We start from the raw sequence: 14917 nt of genomic DNA, 5'->3' as shown, positions 1-14917 counted from the left end.
GGCGTGTGGCAATAAAAAAAGCCGCTTTAGTCTGAACAAAGCGGCTTTTGTTGGTTTGTACCCCGTGGCTAAAGTGCTGCGTCAGCCAGCGGGGGATAAATATCGAAGCGATGGCTTTTGGTTACCACCGCAGACTGTGTGGCTACCCCAGCTAACGGTGGCGCGTAGTCGGGGCGTTTTACCACTACCCGCTTTTTCGCCAGTCGTCTTGCAGGTTCCAGTAGCCCGTCGGCATCATTATCCGCACCCACCAGCGTCTGAAAGACACGCATCTCTTTTTTAACCAGCGCGCTTTTTTGCTTATGTGGGTACATGGGATCCAGATAGACCACGTCAGGCTTTTCACTGCTTGCCGCCAGCGCTTCCAGACTGGAAGCATGCACCAGCGTTAAACGTTCCTGCAGCCAGCCGCCGATTTCGGCATTGCGGTAGCCGCGTTGCAGACCGTCGTCCAGCAGCGCCGCAACGACAGGATGCCGCTCCAGCATCTGTACGCGACAGCCGAGCGAGGCCAGCACAAAGGCGTCTCGTCCCAGCCCTGCCGTCGCGTCGGTCACTACCGGCAGATAGCTTCCCTTAATGCCTACCGCTTTTGCTACCGCTTCGCCACGTCCACCGCCAAAGCGGCGGCGGTGCGCCATGGCACCCTCAACAAAATCGACAAAGATGCCGCCCAGCTTTGGCTCATCACGCTTGCGCAGCTCCAGATGGGTTGCGGTCAGCGCCAGCGCCATCGTGGCCTGCTCGTCGTGCTCCAGCTGCCAGCGATCGGCTAAAACGGATAAGGCGCCGTCTCCGGCGCCCGTTTCGTCAATCAGGCAAATCTTCACTCGGCGATGCCATAATGGGCCAGCATCGCGTCCAGCTGCGGCTCGCGGCCACGGAAGCGTTTAAACAGCTCCATCGGCTCTTCAGAACCGCCACGCGTCAGGATATTGTCCAGGAAAGACTGGCCCGTTTCGCGATTAAAAATACCCTCTTCTTCAAAACGCGAATAGGCATCGGCCGCCAGCACGTCCGCCCACAGATAGCTGTAGTAACCTGCTGCATAGCCGCCTGCGAAGATGTGGCTGAAGGCATGTGGGAAGCGGCCCCAGGCCGGGCTTGGCACCACGGCCACCAGCTTCTTGATCTCTTTCAGCATCTCCAGAATCTGCGCGCCTTTGGCCGGATCGAACTCGGCGTGCAGGCGGAAGTCAAACAGGCCAAACTCCAGCTGACGCAGAATAAACAGCGCCGCCTGGTAGTTTTTCGCCGCCAGCATTTTGTCCAGCAGCGCCTGAGGCAGCGGCTCGCCGGTTTCGTAATGGCCGGAAATAAAGGCCAGCGCTTCCGGCTCCCAGCACCAGTTTTCCATAAACTGGCTTGGCAGCTCGACGGCATCCCACGGCACGCCGCTGATGCCGGACACGCCCGGCGTTTCAATGCGGGTCAGCATGTGATGCAGGCCGTGCCCGAATTCATGGAACAGCGTGGTAACTTCATCGTGCGTAAACAGCGCAGGCTTGCCGTTGAGCGGACGGTTGAAGTTACAGGTCAGGTAGGCGACCGGTTTTTGCAAAGAGCCGTCCGCAAGACGCATCTGGCCGACGCAGTCATCCATCCAGGCACCGCCGCGTTTGTTTTCACGCGCGTACAGATCCAGATAGAAGCTGCCGCGCAGCTCGCCGCTCTCGTCAAACAGGTCGAAGAAGCGCACGTCCGGATGGTAAACATCAACGTCTTTGCGCTCTTTTGCGGTAATGCCGTAAATACGCTTAACAACCTCGAACAGACCGTTAACCGCACGCTCTTCCGGGAAGTAAGGGCGCAGCTGCTCATCGCTGATGGCATAAAGATGCTGCTTCTGTTTTTCGCCGTAGTAAGTGAGATCCCACGGATTCAGCTCGTCAATGCCGTGCTCTTTTTTAGCAAAGGCACGCAGCTGCTCCAGCTCTTTTTCAGCCTGAGGACGCGCACGCTTCGCCAGATCGGTCAGGAAATCGGTCACCTGCGCCGGATTTTCGGCCATTTTGGTCGCCAGCGACTTTTCAGCATAGGAGGAGAAGCCCAGCAGCTGCGCCAGCTCGTGACGTAGTGCCAGCTCTTCGGCCATCACTTCGCTGTTGTCCCATTTCCCGGCGTTCGGGCCCTGATCGGAAGCGCGGGTAGAGTAAGCGCGGTACATCTCTTCGCGCAGCGCCTGGTTATCGCAGTAGGTCATTACCGGCAGATAGCTGGGGATATCCAGCGTCAGCAGCCAGCCTTCTTGCTCTTTCGCTTCCGCCTGCGCTTTGGCGGCGGCCAGCGCGCTTTCCGGCATGCCGGAAAGTTCGCTTTCATCGGTAATCAGCTTGCTCCAGCCCATCGTGGCGTCCAGCACGTTGTTGCTATAGGTGGAACCCAGCTCGGAAAGGCGCGCGGCGATTTCGCCATAGCGTTTCTGCTTCTCTTTCGACAGACCGATACCGGACAGCTCAAAGTCGCGCAGCGCGTTATCTACCGCTTTTTTCTGCGGCGCGCTCAGCTCTGCATAGCTATGCTCTTTCAGATTACGATAAGCCTGATACAAACCTTCGTGCTGGCCGACCCAGGTACTGTATTCAGAAAGCAGCGGCAAGGTTTGTTCGTAGGCCTGACGCAGCTCAGGACTGTTTTTTACCGAGTTAAGATGGCTGACCGGCGAAAACAGACGGCCCAGGCGATCGTCCACTTCTGAAAGCGGCTGTACCAGATTATCCCAGGTGTAAGGCGTCCCCTGGGCAACAACTTTTTCTACTGCCGCGCGGCAATCGTCCAGCGCCTGAGTCACGGCAGGCACCACGTGTTCGGGCTTAATGGCGGAAAACGGGGGAAGCGTAAAAGAAGAGAGTAGCGGATTGGTCATAGCGCAGTCCTTGTTATCGATGTATAGGGCGCGTTGCGGCGCGCGATTTAGCTAACATGAGGCTAAGTGTAGCGAAAATCAATGGGGCATCGACGGCAGGGAAAAAGGGAATTGCCTGTAAAGTGAAGCGGGAGCATACTTTTCCCGCCGTTGCGTTTATCTCATTACAGGGAGCGTCTTTATGTGGTATTGCCTTGTCGCATCGTTGTTCTTTCTACCTTTTTATCGCCGGGCGGCGCTGGGATTGCTGGCCGTCACGCTGGTTATCGGCACGATTAATTCTACCTTGCAGCCGCCCGCACTGGCCGCGCTCGGCGCGCTCGGCGGCGTCGCCTTCTTTTGCTACCGACAAAAAGCGCAGAATAAATTAGCCCTCGCAGGGGAAGCTTTTCTGGTTGCCGGATCCGTCGCGCTGATGCTGCATCTGCTGCCCGGCTTCCATAACCTGAAGATCGTTTCCGGTGCGCTAGCCGGGCCGCAGAGCGCGCCTTTTACCTTCTATTATAACTTTGACAAGGCGCTGATCCCCTTTGTGCTGCTGGGCTGCCTGCCCACGCTGCTGAAACGCCCGGCTACGCCGCCCGGCAATCGTCTGTGGTGGCTGGTGCTGCTGCTCTCTATGCCGCTTTTGCTGCTGTTTGCCACGCTGGCCGGCGGTTTACGCGTGGAGCCGCATTACCCTGAATGGCTCGGTGCTTTTATGCTGGCGAATCTGTTTTTCGTGTCGTTCGCCGAAGAGGCGCTGTTTCGCGGCTATATTCAGCAGCGGCTGAGCCAGCGGTTTGGCAACCTTTGGGCACTGCTGGCCACCGCCGTGCTGTTTGGGCTGGTGCACTACCCCGGCGGGCCGCTGCTGGTGTTTTTTGCGGCCTTAACCGGCGTGATTTATGGTCTGGCCTGGCAGTGGAGCGGACGCGTCTGGGTTGCCGCGCTGGTGCATTTTGCTTTTAACCTGCTGCACCTGCTGTTTTTTACCTACCCGTTCTGGTACCACCAGCCTGGATAGCGCATTTTTTCTGCCAGACAGTTATACTGTGCCTGACTCGTGCCGCTCAGGCGGCACACTTGCTATTCTCCCACCGGACAGATCCCACGACATGCTGAGTTATCGCCACAGTTTTCACGCCGGCAATCACGCCGACGTTCTCAAACATACCGTTCAGAGCCTGATCATCAACGCGCTTAACGAGAAAGATAAGCCTTACCTTTATCTTGATACCCACGCGGGTGCCGGGCGCTACCAGCTGAGCGGCGAACATGCCGAACGTACCGGAGAATATCTGGAAGGGATCGCCCGTATCTGGCAGCAGGACGATCTGCCGGAAGAGCTGGAAAGCTATATTTCCTGCATCAATGCCCTCAACCCTAACGGCAAGCTGCGCTTTTATCCTGGCTCGCCGCTGATTGCGCGCCATTTGCTGCGTGAAGATGACAAGCTAAACCTGACCGAGCTGCATCCGAGCGATTTTCCGCTGCTGCGCAATGAGTTTCTGAAAGATGACCGCGCGCGCACCGAACGAGCCGATGGTTATCAGCAGCTAAAATCTAAGCTGCCGCCGCCGTCGCGTCGCGGCCTGATTCTGATCGATCCGCCTTACGAAATTAAAACGGATTACCAGGCGGTGGTAAAAGGCATTCAGGAAGGCTACAAGCGTTTCGGCACCGGCGTTTTCGCGCTCTGGTATCCCGTGGTACTGCGTCAGCAGATTAAGCGCATGTTTGCCGAGCTGGAAGCGACCGGCATCCGCCGTATCCTGCAAATCGAACTGGCCGTGCGTCCGGACAGCGATCAGCGCGGCATGACCGCTTCCGGTATGATCGTGATTAACCCGCCATGGAAGCTGGAGCAGCAGATGAACAACGTGCTACCGTGGCTGCATAAGCATCTGGTGCCGGCCGGTACTGGCCACACCAAAGTCAGCTGGATCGTGCCGGAATAAAACCGGCCGTAGCCGGATTATCACGTCCGGCTACCGATTCCATTTCAGCTCGTCAGCGTTTAAAAGGCGCCATCCTGCAAACCTGACGAGCGCGCCCCGCTTCCTTCTTAAAGTTCAAACACCGCAAAATCGTGCGCCATCTCGGTAGCCGGAAAAATTTCCCGACATTCAGCCAGCAGCCGTTCGGTATCTTCACGCAGATAGCGCGAACTCAGGTGCGTTACGATCAGCTTTTTCGCCTGCGCTTCCTTTGCCATCGTGGCTGCCTGAACGGTGGATGAATGTCCACGGCTGTTGGCTTTTTCCGCCATTGCCGCTTCCAGCGTCGCTTCATGCACTACCACGTCCGCATTGGCCGCCAGCGCTGTTGCCGCAGCGGTGGGCGCGGTGTCGCCAAATATCGCCAGCGTCCGCCCTTTTATCGGCGGGCCAAGGTAGCGGCGGCCATCGACCACCTGACCATCTTCCATGGTTACCGTTAGCCCCTGTTTCAGCTGCTGAAACAGTTTGCCGGGCCTGATCCCGTCCGCCAGCAGCCGCTCCGCGTCCAGCGTGCCGGGCCTGTCGTGCTCTTCAATGCGAAAGCCGTAGCACTCAACCGGATGGGTAAGCGGATAAGCCGTAACGCGAAAATGATCGTCACTAAAGAGCTCGCCGGCGCTAATTTCCACAATTTCCAGCGGAAAAGTTAGCCAGGAGCCGCTCAGGCTTAGCGTCGTTTCGACGAAAGTTTTGATGCCTGGCGGCCCATAGAGCGTAATGCCTTCGCTAATGCCGTTCATTGAGCGACTGGTCAGCAGCCCCGGCAGGCCAAAGATATGGTCGCCGTGCAGATGGGTAATAAAGATTTTTTCCAGCTTGCCGGGTTTGACCGGGCTGCGCAGGATCTGATGCTGCGTACCTTCTCCGCAGTCAAACAGCCAGCTGCCGCTGCGTACGGTCTGTAAATTTAATGCGATACTGGTGACATTGCGCTGGCGGCTGGGCGTACCCGCGCCGGTGCCTAAAAAAAGGAGTTCCATTCGGCCTCTCTGTGCAGGTTTTCAAGCCAAAAATAGCAGACTGCGTCACAATATACGTTGAATAGTGACGATTTTAACGCGCCGGCCCTATCACAATCATAGACGCAAACTTTGCGGCATTTGGCCGACTGGCGTTACACTAAGCCCAGTTTATTTGACTCTTATGGAACTCTTTCGATGACCAGACATTATGACTACCTTGCTATTGGCGGCGGCAGCGGCGGCATCGCTTCCATTAACCGTGCGGCTATGTACGGACAAAAATGCGCGCTGATTGAGGCGAAAGACCTTGGCGGCACCTGCGTGAACGTCGGCTGCGTGCCGAAAAAAGTAATGTGGCATGCGGCACAGATTGCCGAGGCTATTCATCAGTACGGCCCGGATTACGGCTTTAATACCACCGTTAACAGCTTTGACTGGGCGACGCTGGTAAAAAACCGCAGCGCCTACATTGACCGCATTCATACCTCGTACGACAACGTGCTGGGTAAAAATAAAGTAGATGTGATCAAAGGCTTCGCACGCTTTGTCGATGCGCACACCGTTGAAGTGAACGGCGAAAAAATTACTGCCGATCATATTCTGATCGCCACCGGTGGCCGCCCAAGCCATCCGTCGATTCCGGGTGCCGAATACGGTATCGATTCTGACGGCTTTTTTGAGCTGGATGCGCTGCCAAAACGCACTGCGGTTGTAGGCGCAGGCTATATCGCGGTTGAGATCGCTGGCGTGGTGAACGCGCTCGGCTCCGAAACGCACCTGTTTGTGCGTAAGCACGCGCCGCTGCGCACCTTCGATCCGATGATCGTTGAGACGCTGGTTGAGGTGATGAACACCGAAGGCCCAACGCTGCATACCGAATCTATTCCGAAAGCGATTGTGAAAAACGCCGACGGCAGCCTGACGCTACAGCTGGAAAACGGCAAAGAGCAGACCGTGGATTGCCTGGTCTGGGCAATTGGCCGCGAACCGGCGACCGATAATCTGAACCTGGACGTGACCGGCGTTGCGCTGAACGAAAAAGGCTATATCAACGTTGATAAGTATCAGAATACCAACGTGAAAGGTATTTATGCCGTTGGCGATAATACCGGTGCCGTCGAGCTGACGCCGGTGGCCGTTGCCGCTGGCCGTCGCCTGTCCGAACGCCTGTTTAACAACAAGCCGGACGAGCATCTGGATTACAGCAACGTGCCGACCGTGGTGTTCAGCCATCCGCCAATCGGCACCGTTGGCCTGAGCGAGCCGGAAGCACGCGAGAAATATGGCGATGAAGAAGTGAAGGTCTATAAATCCTCCTTTACCGCCATGTATACCGCTGTAACCCAGCATCGCCAGCCGTGCCGTATGAAGCTGGTTTGCGTGGGTAAAGATGAGAAAATCGTCGGCATCCACGGTATCGGTTACGGTATGGACGAGATGCTGCAAGGCTTCGCGGTTGCGCTGAAAATGGGCGCAACCAAAAAAGACTTCGACAATACCGTCGCTATCCATCCGACCGGTGCAGAAGAATTTGTGACTATGCGTTAATCACGGTCACCGCTAAAAAGGCCAGGCGCGCAAGCGTCTGGCCTTTTTTATTGTCTGCTGAAAAAAGTGGGTACGGAACGTCTTTTTGCCGTTAGCTGGCCTGCTGTCTGGACGAGGGTAAAGGGTTCAGCGCGCAGCCATTCAGGAAGCCTGGCAGAGTATCAGACGGCAAATAGCGTAACCGTCCGTTCTCCTCTTTTAACAACACCTGAAAAGACATGGCCGGGAAACCGTTAAAAACCATCGTCAGCGCCAGCACCGCACCCTCTTTTTCTAAACGGCGTTCTGAAACGATCACCTGACTCATGCGCCAGCGCTGCGCCAGATCTGACTTGATCGAGTCGATCTGCCAGGCGGGGTTCCTTGCCTCCAGCGCCGCGCTGTAGTAGCCAAACAGCGTGCGATAGGCGCGCTGTTTGGCCGTGTGGGCTTCCGGCGACTGGAGCTGCTTGTTCAGGGCGATTTCGCAGCGCAGCTGGTAGTTACTGGCAAAAGAGAGCGGCCTGTCGCCGTTGCTCACGAGGCTGGCAATAACAAAATTCACGGCCAGCGTGTCCATCGTTACGGACGGTTTGGGCTGGTTTTCATCATTCCGCCAGCTGTCCGGCGCAACGCGAGTCAATACCAGCAGCGGTGCATCCTGCGTGCTCAGGCGGGCGATAACCGGCGCTAAACCGATGTAGCCGTTAGGAATGGGCAACGGTAAGCTCAGCACCTGCGGAGCTGGATCGGGCGCCATGCCGTTTTGCGGCAGCCGCCAGATCTTAAGCAGCGGCGGTTTCTCTGCCGGTTTATCGCTCTCAACGCGACTCAGGTCGTCATCTGACCAGGCCAGCCCCACCAGCGCCATCCCTTTGCCGCTCCCCAGCCTGACCAGCGATAGCGGTTCGTCCGTTTCTTTCGCCTGCAGAGAGAAGCGTTGAATATTTTCAGCATGACCAGCGCCTAACTGCTGCCGCGCAACGGCAACGCGAACCGAATAATCTTTGCCGCTGTCGTCCCGGACAAACTGTTTTCCGTCTGCGGAAACCTGAACGCCGCGCGCGAAGGCCCATGCGTGGGTAACTCTGCCGGACAAATCCCTTTCCAGCAGCATGTCATGCGCCAGAAAGCGATACTGATTGTGGATCGGCGCCGTTGGGCCATTAAGAAAATATTCGCTTTTCGCCCCATCATTTTGCATGAACGCTCTCTGCCCAATCTCAACCGTGGTTTTATTGCTGCTCAACACGCCGCGATGCGTCAGCGAAATCAGCGTCGGCTTATTATCAATAAGAGCGAATTTATTGATCGAGGCATCCGCATCCAGCGTGCAGGCATCGCTGCCTTTATCCGAACAGGGCGGTATCGACAGGAGGTGGCTTGCTTTGCCGGCAACATTCTGTCGGGTAATCACGAAGGGAATAAGGTGCACGCTGGTTTCTGAGAACGAATTGCGAGCCAGCGAAACCAGCGGCGGCGCATAAATGTTGTTATCGCCTTCAACCATGCCGGTTAGCAGCGGTGGTGTCGCCACCAGCGCCCCCGGAAAAGGCAAGGCGTTGACGTCGTTGCTTTCCGGCGTTGCCGCCAGCACCCGCATTTTTACGGTATTGCGTCTGAAATAGAAGGTGCGTACGCCGTAATCTTTACCGGGATCGCTGACGACTCCTCCCGGCACGGCACGGCCAACGATATAGCTGTCTGCTGTGGCGGGCTGTGGATCGTATTCAAACCAGGTCGAGCTTCCTTTGCCGTGGTAAGAGCCTGCCCCGCCCAGCGTTACGCCCATCAATACTTCTTTGGCTTCGTGTTCGCAGATGGAATAGTCAGAAAGCGGAACGTTGATTTTAGCGCGGCCCAGGCTGCCAATCTGACGGCACAGCCGATAGGCAGACTGCTGCAAGCGCGTATCGCAATCGTTCTGCGTATAGCCGTAGGTGGCAAAGCCGTGCCGGTAGCAAAGGTCGTGCATCACGCAGGCCTGGCGAAAGCGCAACGAAATATCCGATCCTTCTTTTACCGTTTTAAAAGCGATTTTTTTCATTACGTAGGGGATGGAACAGTTCAGTCCGGTTCCCCGTCCGCCAATAATGGCTTCTGTATTTTGCGAAGAAGGATAGGTCGTAAATGTTGAAGGCGCTTCCGTTTCTCCCGGCTGCGCCAGGTCTGAATAAACCTCTTCAACGGCTACGCTGATATAAATGCGGCAGAGCGTAAAAATAACCGCCAGCACAATTAAACAGCATCCCACAATACGGATCCAGAGATGAGTAAGAATAATCTTTTCAATCGTTGCCATAACAGGTATCCCGGTTAACTGAGTCGCTTCCCTGGTTTTTTTATAACAATCGTCATAGAGAACGATTCGGCCTTTTCCTCCCGGCTTTGAAGGGAGTATAGGCACACTTATCTCCTCCCAGAGGTCGGGAAAGAAGCAAAAAGATAAATTCAAGATATAAAACGGAGAAGGCGGGTGCGTACGCCATTAATAACTATCGCCGCAGGAAAGAATGGTGCTGTTTTATTTTTCAGCCGAAGGTCAGCGGGCGGCCACCCCTGTTCTTGCGTATTTCCCCGGACAGAAAAAAGCCAGCCGAAGCTAACTGCAGACGACCGACAAATTTAAGCCAGCCGAAGCTAACTGCAGACGACCGACAAATTTAAGCCAGCCGAAGCTGGCTGCAGACGAGTGAAAAATTCAAGCCAGCCGAAGCTGGCTATGGTGATAGTTAAAACGATAGCGTCATACCGGCATAGTAAGCGCGGCCAGGTTCGTTATAGGTCGAAGCCCCTTCGTTTTCACGGTAGAGGCGTTTATCAAACAGGTTACTGATACCCGCTTTAAGCTGGACGTTTTTAATAACGTCATAATTTACGCCAAGCCCGACAACGGAATAAGCCCCTACTTCTTTATCTGAAAGCGAGCCAACTTCAGTTCTCATTTCCGCATACTTGCGCGGCTTTTGTCTTCCGTAAAAAGTCCAGTTAAGGTTAGCGGCAAGTTTTTCCGTTATTGTATAATCCAGCATAGTATTAATAGTATATTCAGGAATAATCGACAGCGGATTGCCGGTGTCTTTATTTTCTGAAGTAATCATATAAGTTGCGTTGGTGCGCCATTCCAGCTTTTCTTTAATGACCGGTACCGTCAGATTACCTTCCAGCCCTTCCACCAGCGCTTTGCCGCCGTTTTCCCAGCGCAAGACGTGATAGCCATTAGAGGCATAGCCAAATACGTTGGTACCGGAAACGATTTTACTTTTATAGTCGTTGCGGAAATAGGTGATGCCAGCGGCATAACCCTCGTAGTTAAACTCCAGGCCAAGCTCTTTGTTAATGCTGATTTCAGGGCTGAGATCCGGATTGCCCAATAAATAGCATTTTTCTTTAATACCAATGGGGCAACCATTTCCCCTGGTCACCAGCAGATAACCGTTGGTTGACTGGTAGAGATTAGGCGCTTTAAACACGCGGGCGATACCGGCTTTCAGCTTGAAATAGTCTCCCAGCGCCTGGGAGGCATTAAGACTTGGGCTCAAATTAGCACCAAACTTACTGTGGTAGTCAAAGCGCAGACCCGGGATCAGGTTGGTGCCGACGGCCGGCTCAATGTTGTCTTCAAAATAGAGCGCGCTCAGCTCCGCGCTATTTTTAGCGCTGCGATTGCTCGCAATACCGCTACCCGTTACGCCGCTGGCGTTGGTTGTCTGCATAGAAGCCGGATCGTCAAGCGCCTCGCGGTTCCACTCCGCGCCAAGCGTCAGCGTTTGTTCCAGCCATTTCTCCAGCGGAACCGTTACCTCGCCGCTGGTACGGTAGTTTTGCAGACGGCTGGTATTATAAACATCGTTGGTAATCATCCCTTCTACGCGGCCCGTCGTCCCTTCATGCAGGCGGGTATTATTGGTTTTTTCATAATAGAGACCAACTTTCGACTGCCCCCAGTCCCAGACGCCGTTATGCGTGACCCCATAGCTTTGACGATACATACGGTTCGTTTCATGTCCGTAAAGCGTTGGCACCAGATCGCTGGTATTGCCGTTGCTGTGCTGCGTATCGCCCGCATAAATATTGCCCTGCCGGCTATAGCCAAGATCGAGATCAACGATTTGCGTCGGCGTCATTTTCCATGAAAACTGCGCGTTCACATCCTTATTACGCACGCCTTCGTGCCCGGCCGCATAGCTGCCGTTTTCAGCCGTATTGATATCGTAAGCATCGGCATCGGTTTTGTTGAGGTTGCCGTAAAGACGCATGGTCAGCGCCTCGCCAGCCAGCGGGCCGCTCAGGTTAAAGTTTGCGCGCCTGGTCGCGCCTTCCTTGTCGTTTTCCGGCTGGTTGGTGAACAGCGACAGCGAGCCGTGCCAGTCGTTAGTTGGGCGTTTGGTGATGATATTAATCACGCCGCCCGCCGCGCCGGAACCGTAGCGCGCCGCAGCCGGGCCGCGCAGCACGTCTATGCGTTTGACCATCTCCGCCGGTACCCAGTTGCTGTCGCCGCGTGAATCACGTTCGCCGCGCCAGCTGTAACGTACAGAATTACGGGACAGAGTAGGCACCCCGTCGATCAGGATCAGCGTGTTTTCCGGCCCCATGCCGCGAATATCAATCTGGCGATTGTTGCCACGGCTGCCGGTGGCGCTGTTGCCGGTAAGATTAACGCCGGGCATTTTGCGAATAATGTCGGAAAGGTCGTTAACCGGTGGATCTTTGGCAATATCTTCGGCGGTAATGACCGAAACGCCAGGTTGCTGTTTTAACTGCTCTTCCGCTGAGCGGGTGACGACCATTTGCGGTTCGTCTTCTTTGACTTCTTCGGCGGCAAAAACCGGCGCGCTTAACAATCCCATCAGCATCGTTGCCAGCGGGTTAAGTTTAAAGACATTAGCGTTAACCATATTCCGTCCCTGATTATGTGTCCGTATGTTAATGAATGCGCATGATAACGATAATTGTTTCTATTTGCATTATATTGACATAACTTCACAAAACCGCTGCGGGGGTCACGCTTTTGGTTTTAGCGCGTACATTTTCTTCCGGCGATCGGGACTGGCCGCTGACGTCTGTAAGACAGCAGCGAATGGCGGAATAAAGCAGTAAGGCCGCACGCTATGGTGTGGCCTTGTTTCGAAGGGGATCAGAAAGCGAAGCAGGAACAGCCCAACGCGCCCCAGAAAGCATTGTCGTCCGAAACGGGCACCGTTGAATGCCGCGCCACGTTATGCGAATGCTGATGTACGCCGCAGGGGCCGCTGCACTGATGTATCTGCTGCGTCAGACCCGCGCGCGTAGCAGGCGGCGCGCTGCGATAGTGGCCAGGTACGTTCACCACCGGTGACCATTCTGGCAACACCGGAATCGAAGGCGGCGAAAGCGGACTGAAGCCACCTGCGGCATAAACAATTTTGCCATCCACCATCGTCAGCACCGACTCAATGCCCTTGATCTCTTCCTCCGGCACGCTGAAATAGTCTTTGGACAAAATCACCAGATCCGCCAGCTGACCAGCCTTGATCTGCCCTTTTTTACCCTGCTCGCTGGAGAACCAGGCGCTGCCCTGCGTCCACAGCATCAGGGCCGTTTCGCGATCCAGCCGGGCGCTATCGTCATACATCGCCATTCCGCCTACGGTACGTCCTGAAACCAGCCAGTAAAGCGCGGTCCACGGATTGTAACTTGCCACGCGGGTAGCATCCGTTCCCAGACCAACCGGCAGCTCTGCGTTTAACATTTTCGCCACCGGCGGCGTCTGTTTTACCGCTTCTTTTCCATAACGCTCCGCAAAATATTCGCCCTGGAACGCCATACGGTGCTGCACGGCAATACCGCCGCCAAGCCGTTTTACGCGCTCGATATTGGCTTCGGTAATGGTTTCAGCATGATCGAAAAACCAGTGCAGGCCGTTAAAAGGAATATCGCGGTCAACCTTTTCAAACACGTCCAGCATGCGGCTGATGGATTCGTTATAGGTAGCGTGCAGACGGAACGGCCAGCGATGCTCGACAAGGTGCCGCACCACGCGCTCCAGCTCATCCTCCATGCCCGGCGCCAGATCGGGACGCGGTTCCAGAAAATCCTCAAAATCGGCAGCGGAAAATACCAGCATTTCGCCCGCGCCGTTATGCCGATAAAAATCGGTGCCCTGGCCCGGCTTAAGCATATCCGTCCACTTTTCGAAATCTTCGACTTCGTGTCCCGGACGCTGGGTGAAAAGGTTATAGGCGATGCGTACCGTCAGCTGCTTCTTCTCATGCAGTTCGGCAATCACCTCATAATCGTCGGGATAGTTCTGGAAGCCGCCGCCCGCGTCGATGGCGCTGGTCAGCCCCAGCCGGTTCAGCTCGCGCATAAACTGCCGTGTAGAGTTAACCTGCTGTTCCAGCGGCAGTTTTGGCCCTTTCGCCAGCGTCGCGTACAGCAGCATCGCGTTAGGCCGCGCAATCAGCATCCCGGTTGGATTGCCGTTGCCGTCACGCTGGATTTCACCGCCCGGCGGGTTTGGCGTATCGCGAGTGTAACCCACCACTTTTAACGCGGCGCGATTAAGCAAGGCGCGATCATAAAGGTGCAGAATAAAAACTGGCGTATCGGGTGCGGCTTCGTTGATCTCGTCCAGCGTAGGCATGCGCCGCTCGGCAAACTGAAATTCGTTCCAGCCACCAACAACCCTCACCCACTGCGGATTTGGCGTGCGCAGCGCCTGCTCTTTCAGCATTCTTAACGCATCGGCCAATGAAGGTACGCCTTCCCAGCGCAGTTCAAGGTTATAATTCAGCCCGCCACGGATCAGATGCAGATGCGAATCGTTTAAGCCGGGAATACCGGTAGAGCCATGTAAATCGACGATCTGCGTCGCGTCGTCGGCATACTGCATTGCTTCCGCTTCGCTGCCGACGGCCAGAAATTTCCCGTCTTTAATAGCCACCGCCGTTGCCAGTGGGTTATCACGATCTACCGTATGAAACTTGCCGTTGGTCAGAATCAATGTCGCGTTATTCATGATTTTTCTCCGGGCTTCGCCGTTGGGCTGAGCCAGTTTTTAAGCAGGCGCGTTATCGCTGGCATCCATAACCAGACCACCAGAGCGACGACGCTGGCATCGTTAAGCAAATGGCCCTGTAGCGTGCCTTTTAAGCCAGGCAACAGCGTGCTCCAGAACCACGGCACCAGATTGGTAGAAGGAAAAATCACCGCCAGCGTGACCAGAAACTGTTTCCAGCGCGGGGGCGAACGGTGAGTTGACGTTTCCGGCGTGAACCAGAATGCCGCACCGGGACGCATTTCGATATGTTCCTGGCCGCTGAGCATCGATGGCAGTTCTGCTATCCGCGCTTTGCGGTCGTCGGACTGTAGCCAGCGCCAGAGATTATCCATATTGTCGAAACGGATCAGGATGGTCCAGGTCAGCTCACCGTGGACCGGGCGCAGAACGTTAACGCCAAGATGGCCCGGGTAGCGCGCCGCCTCCGGCATAATCACGTTCAGCCAGCGTTCATAATCCGGCTGTCGGCCAGCCAGCACCTGGTGGGTGATCACCAGCGTGATATGTTCGGGTTGGTTAGGCCAGTCCACGTTTT

10 protein-coding genes are annotated in these 14917 nt (G+C 55.5%); 3 read left to right on the top strand and 7 right to left on the bottom strand.

Going from position 1 to position 14917, the window contains the following annotated elements; all coding sequences use genetic code 11:
- Positions 1 to 68: 68 nt before the first annotated feature.
- Together rsmJ and prlC are read right to left on the bottom strand one after the other, a co-directional pair.
- The gene (gene rsmJ / locus ACMGGR_RS00535) at positions 69 to 830 is read right to left on the bottom strand and encodes a 16S rRNA (guanine(1516)-N(2))-methyltransferase RsmJ (protein ID WP_246762319.1); all 762 of its coding nucleotides are present in this window, start codon (positions 828 to 830) and stop codon (positions 69 to 71) included.
- On the bottom strand, positions 827 to 2866 hold the full coding sequence (prlC, locus tag ACMGGR_RS00530) for an oligopeptidase A (RefSeq protein WP_414147921.1): 2040 nt from the start codon (positions 2864 to 2866) through the stop codon (positions 827 to 829). Before prlC ends, rsmJ begins: the two co-directional genes overlap by 4 nt.
- Before the next feature lie 181 nt (positions 2867 to 3047).
- Between prlC and ACMGGR_RS00525 the strand changes: the two genes are divergently transcribed.
- Positions 3048 to 3872 (top strand): CPBP family intramembrane glutamic endopeptidase, encoded by an 825-nt coding sequence (locus ACMGGR_RS00525; RefSeq protein WP_246762323.1) that lies wholly within the window; start codon positions 3048 to 3050, stop codon positions 3870 to 3872.
- Between the two features lie 91 nt (positions 3873 to 3963).
- Entirely contained in the window at positions 3964 to 4806 is an 843-nt protein-coding gene (locus tag ACMGGR_RS00520; RefSeq protein ID WP_246762325.1) for a 23S rRNA (adenine(2030)-N(6))-methyltransferase RlmJ, read from the top strand.
- Positions 4807 to 4913: 107 nt separating this feature from the next.
- Here the strand turns inward: ACMGGR_RS00520 and rnz are convergent, their stop codons facing one another.
- The gene (gene rnz, locus ACMGGR_RS00515) at positions 4914 to 5828 is read right to left on the bottom strand and encodes a ribonuclease Z (RefSeq protein WP_414147920.1); all 915 of its coding nucleotides are present in this window, start codon (positions 5826 to 5828) and stop codon (positions 4914 to 4916) included.
- A gap of 177 nt (positions 5829 to 6005) precedes the next feature.
- Here rnz and gorA point away from each other — a divergent pair, with 177 nt between their 5' ends.
- Positions 6006 to 7358: a glutathione-disulfide reductase gene (gene gorA / locus ACMGGR_RS00510; RefSeq protein ID WP_246762334.1), complete on the top strand. Its 1353-nt coding sequence runs from the start codon at positions 6006 to 6008 to the stop codon at positions 7356 to 7358.
- 91 nt (positions 7359 to 7449) lie between these two features.
- On the opposite strand, the gene ACMGGR_RS00505 is transcribed toward gorA, so the two are convergent.
- The 4 genes from ACMGGR_RS00505 to ACMGGR_RS00490 all read right to left on the bottom strand — a co-directional run bounded on the left by ACMGGR_RS00505 (position 7450) and on the right by ACMGGR_RS00490 (position 14912).
- Entirely contained in the window at positions 7450 to 9639 is a 2190-nt protein-coding gene (locus tag ACMGGR_RS00505; protein ID WP_414147919.1) for a hypothetical protein, read from the bottom strand.
- A 430-nt stretch (positions 9640 to 10069) separates the two neighbouring features.
- On the bottom strand, positions 10070 to 12238 hold the full coding sequence (locus ACMGGR_RS00500; protein ID WP_414147918.1) for a TonB-dependent siderophore receptor: 2169 nt from the start codon (positions 12236 to 12238) through the stop codon (positions 10070 to 10072).
- Between the two features lie 239 nt (positions 12239 to 12477).
- Positions 12478 to 14340: an amidohydrolase gene (locus ACMGGR_RS00495; RefSeq protein WP_414147917.1), complete on the bottom strand. Its 1863-nt coding sequence runs from the start codon at positions 14338 to 14340 to the stop codon at positions 12478 to 12480.
- Positions 14337 to 14912 (bottom strand): antibiotic biosynthesis monooxygenase, encoded by a 576-nt coding sequence (locus ACMGGR_RS00490; RefSeq protein WP_414147916.1) that lies wholly within the window; start codon positions 14910 to 14912, stop codon positions 14337 to 14339. The genes ACMGGR_RS00495 and ACMGGR_RS00490 overlap by 4 nt, the downstream gene beginning before the upstream one ends.
- Positions 14913 to 14917: the final 5 nt, after the last annotated feature.

Origin of the sequence: Erwinia sp. BNK-24-b (assembly GCF_047456155.1) — a bacterium.
Classification (GTDB): Bacteria; Pseudomonadota; Gammaproteobacteria; order Enterobacterales; family Enterobacteriaceae; genus Erwinia; species Erwinia phyllosphaerae.
The sequence above is the reverse complement of the archived record's forward strand: the minus strand, read 5'-3'. Positions and strand labels throughout refer to the sequence as shown.

Coding starts and splice junctions, on each gene's coding strand:
- prlC (WP_414147921.1), bottom strand. CDS start 2,866: ATGACCAATCCGCTACTCTCTTCTTTTACGCTTCCCCCGTTTTCCGCC.
- ACMGGR_RS00525 (WP_246762323.1), top strand. CDS start 3,048: ATGTGGTATTGCCTTGTCGCATCGTTGTTCTTTCTACCTTTTTATCGC.
- ACMGGR_RS00520 (WP_246762325.1), top strand. CDS start 3,964: ATGCTGAGTTATCGCCACAGTTTTCACGCCGGCAATCACGCCGACGTT.
- rnz (WP_414147920.1), bottom strand. CDS start 5,828: ATGGAACTCCTTTTTTTAGGCACCGGCGCGGGTACGCCCAGCCGCCAG.
- gorA (WP_246762334.1), top strand. CDS start 6,006: ATGACCAGACATTATGACTACCTTGCTATTGGCGGCGGCAGCGGCGGC.
- ACMGGR_RS00505 (WP_414147919.1), bottom strand. CDS start 9,639: ATGGCAACGATTGAAAAGATTATTCTTACTCATCTCTGGATCCGTATT.
- ACMGGR_RS00500 (WP_414147918.1), bottom strand. CDS start 12,238: ATGGTTAACGCTAATGTCTTTAAACTTAACCCGCTGGCAACGATGCTG.
- ACMGGR_RS00495 (WP_414147917.1), bottom strand. CDS start 14,340: ATGAATAACGCGACATTGATTCTGACCAACGGCAAGTTTCATACGGTA.